Source organism: Paenibacillus sp. FSL R7-277 (assembly GCF_000517965.1).
In the GTDB taxonomy this organism is placed as follows: Bacteria; Bacillota; Bacilli; order Paenibacillales; family Paenibacillaceae; genus Paenibacillus_AQ; species Paenibacillus_AQ silagei.
Genome location: NZ_ASPX01000033.1, coordinates 104,754 through 117,063, shown reverse-complemented (window position 1 = coordinate 117,063; position 12,310 = coordinate 104,754). Strand labels below are relative to the sequence as shown.

General features: G+C 46.0%; 2 protein-coding genes. Both read left to right on the top strand.

Annotated features, from left to right (window positions below):
* Window positions 1–13: 13 nt before the first annotated feature.
* On the top strand, window positions 14–10,258 hold the full coding sequence (locus tag C173_RS11880; RefSeq protein ID WP_036725006.1) for a non-ribosomal peptide synthetase: 10,245 nt from the start codon (window positions 14–16) through the stop codon (window positions 10,256–10,258).
* 15 nt (window positions 10,259–10,273) lie between these two features.
* The gene (locus C173_RS11875; protein ID WP_036725004.1) at window positions 10,274–12,304 is read left to right on the top strand and encodes a condensation domain-containing protein; all 2,031 of its coding nucleotides are present in this window, start codon (window positions 10,274–10,276) and stop codon (window positions 12,302–12,304) included.
* The last annotated feature ends 6 nt before the right edge of the window (window positions 12,305–12,310 follow it).

Here is a 12,310-nt window from a genome sequence, read left to right as displayed (position 1 = left end):
AAGAGGAGAATACATGAACAAGAGGAACGTTGCAGATATCTATGGATTATCCACCATGCAGGAAGGCATGCTGTTCCACAGCTTGAAAAGTGAAAGCAGCAGCATGTATTTGGAGCAATTCTCGTGCAAATTACACGGGCAGATTAATTTCGAATATTTTTGGGATTCCTGGCAGAAGGTCATTAACGATCATTCCGCTCTAAGAACCGCCTTTGTCTGGGAAGGTGTGAAAAAACCTGTTCAGGTAGTTCTGAAGCAATGCGAATGCAGCTACATTCAGTATGACTGGAGCAATCTGCCGCTTGAAGAAATCGGGCATGATTATAGCACGTTTCTTGAAAATGATCGAATGATGGGTTTTGAACTGGACAAGGCACCGCTGATGAGGTTTGCCCTAATTCAAATTTCAGAAGACAGCTATTATTTTGTCTGGAGCTTTCACCACATCATCATGGATGGCTGGTCACTGCCTCTGGTACTGGAGGAAATGTTCGGGAATTATAAAGCGTTCAAGACAGGGGAAGCGCCGGCGAAGCACAAATCCGCATCATTTAAGGACTATATCCATTGGTTGCATAAACAGGATGCCGAGGTCTCCAGACAGTACTGGAAAGAAAAGCTGAAGGGCTTTGAGGAAGCTTTGCCTCTCTATACTGAACCTGCAGTGGAAGAGCAGAAGGGGGAGACCCGTAAACTCTCCTTACGGCTTTCAGAGGATATACATCATTCTATCGAGCAGATCACTAAAAATAACGGGTTCAGCGCCTATCAACTGTATAATCTTGCCTTTGCCATTCTGCTGAGTAGATACAGTGGAAAAGAAGATGTCGTCTATGGGACGACTGTATCGGGAAGACCTGCAGAATTAAAAGGTATCGATCAAACCGTAGGCATCTTTATCAATACCATTCCGGTTCGTGTTCAGTTAGACGGTAACCTTACCTTGCTGGAGTGCCTGGAGAACCTCACACAGGATCAAATCAGCCGCAGTCCCCATGAATATATGTCTTTGGCTGAGATCAGCAGCGCCCATAATCTGCCTCAGTTATTCCAGAGTATTTTTGTATATGAGAATTATGCCAACGCGCAGGCTTATAAGGATATCACAGAGTTCTCGATAACAGAGCTGCAATTAAGAGAAGAAATCAATTATCCGCTGGCCTGGGTGGTTAAGCCGGATCACGGAATCCTTGTGGAGACGATTTATAATTCCGCTTATTTCAGCGACAGGATCATTGAAGAATTTCAAAGGAGCTTCATAACGATTTTGGATGAAATGGTCCTTAAAATAAATGAAGCTATCTGCACTATTCAACTGCTTCCATCTGAGCAGAGTGCAGATTTCAAAGCAGGGAAGGCAGTATCCGCCGTTGTGAACTTGCATAACCAGCCTATCCCTCAGATTTCAGCTTCCGCTATACCGCGCGTTCTGATTGTTGATACATATGGGCACCCGCTTCCGGATGGATTCGAGGGCAGTGTATGGACGCCGGATCAGACCGCTTCCGGGTACATGGGCCGTTATTATGCAGATGGAACGTTAATGATTAATGAGACCTTAAGCACCAGCATGGTAATTGGCGGAATCAAACGTGATTTGCCTGTGCTGGAGCGTGCCCTAAGAGCGGAATCATTAGTAGAAGACGTGAAGATGCTTCAGCGTTATAACAGGAAGGGTGAATCCAAGCTTGTTGTCTATTATGTGGAGCCGGTGACGGATGCTGTAGTGGAACAAGCGGCATTCGATGAAGAGCGAACCGGAGCCATAAGAAGTGCAATCGCCGACAGATTGTGCATCTTGCTTGACTTAAATAAGAAGGATTGTCTGGCAGCAGCAGAGTTCGTTCCTGTGTCAAACATTCCTTATTACAGAGATGGCGTTGTCAAAATCAATGATCTGCTCGAACTGGAAATTATTAATGACAACCTCATTCAGCGCTGGAGTAACTTAGTGATCCCGGATGAGCAGAGCGCTATGAGTGAATTTCCTGTGAAGTTCGTGCGTAAGGCCGTAAGAATCAGCCGGGATAATGTGCATATCTCCGATTTGGCCGAGCATTTTTCTTTTATTAAGAAGAAGAGCTCCGGCAAAACGGATAACGTTGAAGTGGTTGAAGTCCGCAAGGAAGAGATCGGCGCTGACACACAGCTATCACTCATTGTTGGAGAAGAAGTGATCATTCCTGAGAATACCGTCTTTGATCTGGGTTATTACATCAAACGGGCTGCCGATCAAGCTCCTGAGGATTATGGCATCCGGTTCGTTAATTATGATGGCAGCATTGAGTTTGCTAACTATAAGCAGGTCTACAGTGAAGCCAAGGCTATCTGCTGCGGTCTTATCGAAAGAGGATTGCAGCCTGGGGACAAGGTCATCTATCAGATGGATAACAACCGGAATTATGTAAATACCTTCTGGGCTTGTATGTTAGGCGGCTTTATCGGAATTCCGGCTACGGTAGCTGCTTCTTATAAAGAAGATAATGCAGTGATCCGCAAACTGTTGAATGCTTGGAAAATGCTTGAACAGCCTGTGATTGTGACGGATGAAGTTCTGGCTGAAAGTATTCGCAGTGTTCCCGGAGTTCTTGGCGGCGAAGAAGAGTTCACCGTCTATTCCGCTGAACAATTGATGAACAGCCGGGAACTAGAAATCACCTACGAGGTGAAGCCGGATGATGTAGCGCTGCTGCTGCTTACCTCGGGAAGCACAGGAATGCCGAAAGGAGTTATGCAGACCCACAGAAATATTTTGAGACGCACCATTGCCGCCTGCCAAAATAACGGGTTTGGTCCAGAAGAAGTGACCTTTAACTGGATGCCTATGGACCATGTGGGCGGAATTGTAATGTGTAATGTAAGAGACATCTATCTGCATTGCCAGGAGATTCTGGCACCTGTTAATTATATTCTGGAAGCTCCGCTCCGTTGGCTTACGCTGATGAGTGATTTTAGAGCTACGAATACCTGGGCACCCAACTTCGCCTTTAATTTGATTAACAGCCTTGAGGGTGGAATCAAAGAACTGAATATTGACCTGTCTGCCCTGCGATTTATAACCAACGGCGGAGAAGTGGTGGTGGCGCGGACCGCACTGAAGTTTAATGAAATCCTTAAGCCATATCATCTGGATAAGTCGGCAATGATGCCGTGCTTCGGGATGTCCGAGACTTGTTCGGGTTCCATATATTCCACGGATTTCGGTCAAGATGTAGTGAAGCAGGAGGATAGCAGTGTAAGTGTAGGCAGACCTCTTCCAGGGAACAGCATCCGTATTGTCGATGCTCAGAATGAATTAGTGCCTCTTTATACAGAGGGACGCTTTCAGATGGCCGGGGTGTGTATTACACCGGGATATTACAATAACCCCAAAGCAAACGCCGAAGCATTTACGTCAGACGGCTGGTTCGATACGGGGGATCTGGGGATTATAACCGACCGGGGACTTACCATTACAGGCAGGGCCAAAGACATCATTATCATCAATGGTGTCAACTATAATAATTCGGAAATTGAGGCCATCCTTGAGGAGATTGACGGGGTTGAAGTATCTTATACGGCTGCGGTATCAGTCAAAGCAAGCGGTTCACAAGAGGAAGAATTAGCGATATTCTTCCATCCGGTATCTATGGATGCCGTGAGGCTCAAAGGAATCATCAAAGAGATGCAAAAGGTAATCACTTCAAAAATCGGGCTTGTTATTGAATACATCATCCCTCTGGCTAAAAAAGAGATTCCAAAGACAGGAATTGGTAAAATTCAGCGGATTCTGTTAAGAGATTCCCTGCTTGCCGGCAAATACGATGCTGTCCTGAAAAAACTCGAAATCGTCAGAAATAAGAACACCGTAAAGCCATGGATATTCAAGAAAGTATGGAAGCCGCTGAGCTTTAAGCTTGAAGAGGGCACCGTACCCTGCGTCAATATCCTGGTGTTTGAGGACCGCCACGGATTGGCGGGTGAATTCATAGAATGTATGGGCCTGGATGAGACCAGGGTCATATCGGTCAAGCAAGAGGACTGCTTCCAGGTATATGACCGGAATCATTATGGCTGTGATTATACCCGTTATGAGGGCTGCAAAGAGCTGTTTGACTATTTTAAGCAAATCGGGTGGAAGGCTGATCATATGATCTATCTTCCCACTTATCAAATCAACGCTAGCGGAGATACAGATATCTCAAGCAGTAGCCAACTCGGTGTCTTTAGTCTAATCCACTTACTGCAGGTATTGGCGGACAATGACCTATGCGCTTCTACAAGCCTGTATGTGGGTAGCAGCAATGTGTTCCAGGATGCAGGCGGCCTGGGAACCCGTTATGATAATGCCGCATTAATCGGCTTCATGGCTACTCTGGATACGGAGAATACGGGTTTACGATCGCTGCTGATCGATTTGGAAGGAAGGGATATCAAGCAGGATGCCCGCTTATTACGCGCTGAGATTATGCACGGAGAGACTGCCGTGAAGGAAATCAGTTACCGTGACGGCAGGAGATTAACCTGGAAGCTCCGGAATGTGCCTTTACGGAAAGCAGAACCCAAGACAAGGATCAAACAAGGCGGAAATTATGTGGTAACCGGGGGCCTTGGGGGCATCGGCACAAAAATCTGCAGTCAGCTCATTGAAAACTATCAAGCGAATCTTCTGATCCTGGGAAGAAGCGATCTGGGGACTCTTGAGGATAATGATAGCAGAGTTCAACATTACAACCAATTAGTTGCACTAGGAACTTCCATCAGTTACCGGCAGGCGGATGTGTGTGATCTGGATTCCATCGTTCAGGCGGTTGAAGATTATGAGCAATCGAAGGGAATTCAGATAGACGGAATTATACATCTTGCCGGGAATTCAAGCTACCAACGGCATTTTGATAACCGGGATTCATACCTGATTACGGCAATCGAACAGCAGACTTTTGCCGAAGAATTCAATGCCAAGGTCTATGGCGTGCTAAATCTGTTTGAACTCTTGAAAAGCAGAAAAGAGGCGATGTTGATTACTTTCTCTTCGGTGACCTCGCTGCTCGGAAGTGCGACCTTCAGTGCTTATGCGGCAGGAAACAGCTTCCTGGAAATGTTCTGTAAGTATGCAGCCGGCCAATTAGGGTATGCAGTGAAATGTATCTCTTGGACGATGTGGGATAAGATCGGAATGACTGCGGGCAGCCTGCAATCCATTAACAGTCTCAGTGAATCCATCGGGCAGCATGTGATCAGTGAGCAGGATGGCCTGTTATTCTTTGAAGCCCTGCTGAACCTAGGTGACGACATGGTCTATGTAGGAATTGACGAGAATAATGTGCATATCAGCCACAGAATCGATGAGAAAGTGTATGCCAAAGAATATCTTGCTGTCTACAGGCAGGAAGATACAGAGGCTCTTCTCCAGCTTGAGAACGCCAAGGTCCTAGATGATTATGGCGCGGTAAGCACGCTGAAGATGCTCACGGTCAATAGGGATGGCGAAGTGATCGAAGAGGAACAAGCAGAGCCATATGTAGAAGCGTCTACAGATGCTGAGAGAATCATAAGCAACATTTGGTCCGAAGTATTAGCCGCCGGGAAAATAGGGATGAATGATAACTTCTTTGAGCTTGGAGGACATTCCTTAAAGGCAACCCAGGTCGTCTCCAGAATTAAAAAAGAATACGGGATCGAATTTGCCATCAATGACTTATTCTATCATCCGACCGTTGGAGCGCTGGCTAAGCTTGTGGAAGAGAGAGTTCGCCCGGTTACGGATTCCAAGGGGGAAGGTCCCCTTTCAAAATTATCTGATGAAGAGAAGAAACAGGGCATACCGGCTTCTTATGCCCAGCAAAGACTTTGGTTCTTAAAACAATATGATGAAGAAAGCGCGTTTTACAATATTCTGGAGACCATCAGGCTTAAAGGCGAGTTAAATGTCTCCTGCCTGCAGCAGGCTGTTACAGAAATCGTCAAGCGCCATGAAGGACTCAGAACGACCTTCGACAACATTGAAGGGCAAATTATGCAGGTGCTGCATGATGTGGATACCATCGAGATCCCTCTGCAGAATCTAATGCATGTGGAAGAAGAGGCAAGAGAGCAGGTAATTACCGAACTGGCAGATGAAGAAGTACATCAGGAATTTGATTTCAGAAACGGACCATTAATCAGATGTAAGCTGCTTAAATTTGCCGCAGATGAGCATGTTATTTTCCTCACCATGCATCATATTATTTCCGACGGCTGGTCAATGGGAGTTTTTGTACATGAATTCGTCGAGCTATATGATGCTTTAGTGAATCAAAAGCCGGCCGAATTACCCAAAATTGAATGGCAATATGCGGATTATACCCAGTGGCAGAGGGACTGGTTCACCGGAAAGGTTAAAGAAGACCAGTTTGTATATTGGAAGAACAAGCTCAAGGATGTTGCTACCCTGGATATACCGTCGGATTACGACAGACCGAAAGTACAAACATTTAATGGGAAAAAGGACTTCTTCGTATATAACAAGAGCATGATGGACCGGGTGAATGAACTGGCAGAAACTACGGGCGCTACACCCTTTATGATTTATCTGGCGGCGGTCGATGTCCTGTTCGCAAGATATACCGGACAGGATGATATCGCCATTGGAACCCCGATTGCCAACCGTACGCGGATGGAAACAGAGAATACGATCGGATTTTTTGTGAACACCTTGGTGCTACGCAATGATTTGTCAGGAGATATTTCCTTCTTGGAATTGATTGAACGGGTAAAGACAAGTGCACTGGAGTCCTATGATGCGCAGGATATGCCGTTCGAGATGCTGGTGGACGAATTGGAGCTGGAACGCGATTTAAGCAGAAACCCGTTGTTCCAAGTGATGTTCTCCCTTCAAAATGAAGCACTGCCAGATTTCAAGCTGCCGAATCTTGCGATTACCAGAGTGGAAACAGACAATAAATCAGCAATGTTCGATTTCTGGATTTCCATGAGAGAGCTGGAAGACGGAGTTCACACCTTATGTGAATACAATACGGATATTTATAAAACAGGCACCATACGGAAGATGATGCGGCATCTGGAGAACATCATCAACAGCCTATGCGCAGATCCTTATCAAAAAATCAAGCAGTTCAATTTCATGGATAAAGAAGAAATCAATGAAATCCTCTATGAGCACAATAAGACGGATTATACATTTGAGAAAGAATTATTTATCCATGAATTATTTGAAGAACAGGCGCTCTTAAGACCGGATGCACCGGCGCTGAAATTCCAGGGAGACACGCTTACGTATCTGGAATTTAACATGCGGGTGAATCAAGTCGCCCATTATCTGATTGCGCAGGGAATAGGGACCGAGGATTTCGTTGGTGTGTACGCAGACCGGTCCATTGAAATGATGGTAGCTGTCTATGGGATTCTAAAAGCAGGCGCGGCCTATATCCCTATTGATCCAACATATCCCCGGGACCGGGTAGATTATATGCTTCAGGATTCTGAGGTTAAGCTGGTGCTGTACTGCATGGACGAGATCGATGCGCTTGCGGGAATACGGAAGGTGGATTTGCGGGACAAGGAACTGTTCCTGCCGATGAGTACGGATAATCCGGGAGTGAAGGTTGAAGGTACCCAAGCGGCGTACATGATTTACACCTCAGGTTCAACAGGAAAGCCTAAGGGAACGATTAATATTCATAGCGGCATCAGAAACCGTATTGTATGGGGCCAAAAAGAATTTGGGATGCAGCCGGGAGATCGGCAGGTGCAGAAGACGCCCTTCAGCTTTGATGTATCCTGCAGCGAGATTTTTTGGGCGCTAACGATAGGCGCATGTCTGGTTATAGCCAAGCCGGAAGGGCATAAAGACGTGGAGTATCTCGCTCAGTTGATCAGGGATGAACAGATTACCATCGCTCATTTTGTTCCTTCGATCCTGAAGCTGTTCCTGGAGCATCCCGGAGCCAAGCAGGCAGGAAGCAGCCTGAGAAAAGTATTCTGCAGCGGGGAGGCATTGCCGTACAGGTTAAAGGAACAGTTCTTCCAGACCTTCGATGCAGGTCTATACAACTTATATGGCCCTACCGAAGCCTCCGTTGAAGTATCTTACTACGATTGCAGCGAGCAACTGGATAAAGAGATTGTGCCGATCGGCAAGCCCATTTCCAATGTACAGCTGTATGTACTGGACGAGTACATGAATCCCGTTCCTTACAATGTGAGCGGAGAGCTATTCATTGCTGGTGTGAATCTGGCCAGAGGATACTACAAACGGGACGACCTGACAGCCGAGAAATTCATTTCGAATCCGTTCAGTAAATATGTGGGTGCACGGATGTACCGGACGGGTGACATTGTCAAATTGCTGCCGGACGGCAACATCAACTTCATAGGACGCGCTGACAATCAGGTCAAAGTAAGAGGACTGCGCATTGAATTAGGGGAAATCGAAAAGGTGATTCAGTCACACCCTTCCGTTAAGGATAACGTAGTCATTAACCTAGAGGATGGAAATGATGTAAGAATCGTGTCCTACATTGTCCGTGATGTGAATTATAGGGAACAGGATGTCACGGAGGAGAGCAAGGAACAGGTCACCCAGTGGGAGTCGATATTCGATAATGCCTACAACAAAGAGGAAACGATTCAAGATTTCAGCCTAAATACAATCAGCTGGAACAGCAGCTACACCGGGGAGAAGCTTGGTATCCCGGAAATGGAAGAGTGGCTTACCGATTCCGTAGATCTGATTAAGAGCTTTAAGCCGCGGAGAGTACTGGAGGTCGGTTGCGGTACAGGGATGATTCTGTTCAAAATCGCCCCGTTATGCGAAGAGTACGTGGGTATTGATCTATCGAGGATAGGCCTCGATTATATCGAACGGAATTTGGACCGCTCCATGAATGTCAGACTATATCAGAAATCGGCTGATGAGCTTGGCGAGCTGCAGAATGAGACGTTCGACACCATTATTATCAACTCTGTCATTCAGTACTTCCCGAGCGGAGCGTATCTGAATGAGGTGATTACTACTCTTTTAGGCATGCTGAACAAAGAGGGAACCCTTTTTATCGGTGATGTACGTTCCCTGCCGCTGCTGAAGAGCTATCATACTTCGGTGGAATGGTATAAGGCTCCTGCGGATACCACCGTGCAAGAATTAAACGACCGAATTAAGAATTCTATTACAGCGGAGAATGAGCTGCTGGTAGACTCCAAATATTTCTTGAGTCTTAAGGATTCCCTGGAGCAGGTAGAGCATGTCTCCATTCTGCCTAAAGTAACAAAGTTCGAGAATGAGATGAGTAAATTCCGCTATCAGGTAGTGATCCGGACGAAAGAAGCGGAGCAGCTGGACAATATCGTTCAGTTCAGCTGGCGGAATATACAAGCGGAGCAGGGGCTCCAGGATATACTCACCGGGCGGCAGGATGACGTTATTGTAATCCATGATGTCCAGTTCGATAAGCTGGTTCATGAGAACAAGGTTGAGTCGCTGCTGAACGATCATAGTGTGCAAGCTGCAACTGTCCGTGAGCTGAGAGAAGACGTTAGGGAGCTTCAGCTGTATGCTCCAAGCTTATACGATTTGCTCGTGCAGGATGGCGGAAATTACCGGCTTCGCGCTTTGTGGAATGGTCATGGCGAGAGCGGAGATTATCAACTGATCTTGTTCCATAAGAATAAATATGGAGCGGACACCTGTGCCTATGATTATGAAGTGCCGAATTTCATCCGCTACAATGAGGACCAAAGTGTATACTTCACCAATCCTCTGGAGTGGAAAGATAACCACAAGTACATTCCTGTCATCAGAGAACATATCAGAAGTCAGTTGCAGGATTATATGATTCCATCGTTCTTTATTGTCTTGCCTGAGATGCCGTTATTGCCAAATGGCAAGCTGAATAAGAAGATGCTTCCGGAGCCTGGAAGGTTAAGAAGAAGCGTAATGAATGAATTTGTAGAAGCAGCGAATGACAACGAAGCTAAGGTCAAGCGAATATGGGAAGCCGTCCTGAATGCCCGGAACATTGGCGTCAATGATAATTTTTTTGATATTGGCGGCCATTCGCTGCTTGTGGTTCAGGTCTATTACAAGATCAAGGAGAGCTTTGATACGAATATTACAGTGGTGGATATGTTCAAATACCCAACCATCCGCAGCCTATGTGAATATCTGGAGGAGACAACGAGCAGCTATGCCGAAGTCGCTTCTGCAAGTGAAGTGATGGAGACAGAGAAGGAAGCCATGAAGGTAAAGAGGAAGCGCCTTAAGGAGCTTTTGAAAAGATAAGTAAGGAGTACTTATATGGAGACTAAGAAGGATAAAATCAAATCCTTATCAAGGGAACAGCTCGCAGGACTAATTACAAAGTCCAGAGACAGCAAGAAAAGTGATATTGAGCGGGTCGCCAGAACCTCAAATGCGTTCAGCCAGTCCTTTGCACAGCAAAGACAATGGTTTATGGAGCAGTTCATGAACGGTGGCGTATTTAATGTCCCGCAGTCCTATCTGCTCAAAGGCGATATAAGACTTGATATTCTGGAAGATGTGCTCAATGCAGTCGTTGAGAAGCATGAAAGTCTTAGGACAGTGTTCAACACCATAGATTATATCCCGTCACAGATTATCAAACCGTATGAAAGATTCCGGCTGGATATTATTCATTTGGAAGAACCCGACCCTTCTTTGAGAGCTGCCAAGATCAAGGAGATGAACAGCGAAATCGCAAGACGGCCCTTTGATTTGACCGTAGGCCCTTTATGGCGGTTCTATGTGTTGATATTGTCTGAAGAAGAAATCGTATTGACCCTTTCCCTTCATCATATTATCTGTGATGGCTGGTCCTTTGGTGTAATCATGAATGAAATTGCCAGTGCCTATCGGGACAGGCTTCACGGACAAGTTACCCGTTCATTGCTGCAGGTACAATATGTCGATTATTCGGAATGGCAGCGTAAAAGAATTGAAGGCGGCCAGCTGGATGATCAGCTGGAGTATTGGATTGGCAAGCTTAAAGATGCACCAAAGGACATTCATTTACCCTACGATTATAAGAGAGGCAGCACTCAGACTTATCGGGGAAGGACGGAATACTTTTTCATTGAAACAGAAGCAGTGAAGGCAATGAGCGACAGATGTGTGCAAATGAATGGCTCGATGTACCATATGATGATGTCCGCGCTAACCCTTCTGATGCATGGCTACAGTCTGGATAATAAGCTCTGTATTGGAACACCGGTTGCCAACAGAAACCAGCTTGAATTGGAGAAATTAATCGGCCTATTCATTAATACGGTAGTGATCCAAAGTGAAATAGCCAGCAGCATGACCTTTGCAGAGTTATTCACCCAGGTTAGAGACCATTGCATGGAAGCCTTTAATCATGCGGAGATTCCGTTTGAACAAGTGGTAACGGGCCTAGATATTGAACGTCAGATGCAGCATTCACCAGTGTTCCAGGTGCTATATGTTCAGACCGAGGAGTCGATGCTGAGTGTTAGTATTCCGGGAATTGAGGTTGAAGTACTCCCAGTGTCGGTAGAGACGGCACAATTCGATTTGTCGTTGTACGCAACCATTCTGAAGAATGGAATATCTGCAGGGTTCGAGTACAATACGGATCTGTTCGCCCAGGATACCATTCTGCAGATGATTGAGGATTTCAAGCTATTAATCCAGTTGATTACTGAGAATCCTGACCGGACCATCGGTGAATTCGTCTCCTCTCTATCGCGTAAGAAAGTAGTGATGACGGTCGTCTCCTCCTTCGAATCCGGGCCGGTAGGAGAGCCGATGGAATTCTGGCTGGATAAGCTCCGGATCGACTATAAGCTGCAATTCGCACCATATAGCCAGGTGTTCCAGCAATTGATTGATGATACGGGACTTTTATGCAGAGGCAGTCAAGGCATCGGAATCCTGTTACTCCGTTTGGAAGACTGGATTCAAGGCATGGATGCTAAGGATGCTAGGCTTGAAGCCGTGCTGACGGACAATGCGAACCGGTTCATCCAATATGCCTGTAGCTTTGTGAACAAGCATCAGTCCAAGGTCATCCTATATCTGTGTCCGGCATCGGATAAAGTCAATCAGATGAATGAAACAAAGCGGCTCATTCAACAGTCGGAGCAAAAAATAGCTGCGGAATGTGCGAAAAACGGGAATATTTCTGTACTTCATGGAGACGAAATCGCTGTGAAATATAAGCTTAGTGAGTATAACGACGGTCTTGGTGATGAAGAAGGGCATGTTCCTTATTTAAGAGAGTATTACACGGCGATGGGCACAGAACTGGTCATGAGTATTTACAATACAGCACTGCAGTCAACGGGCTGAATGATG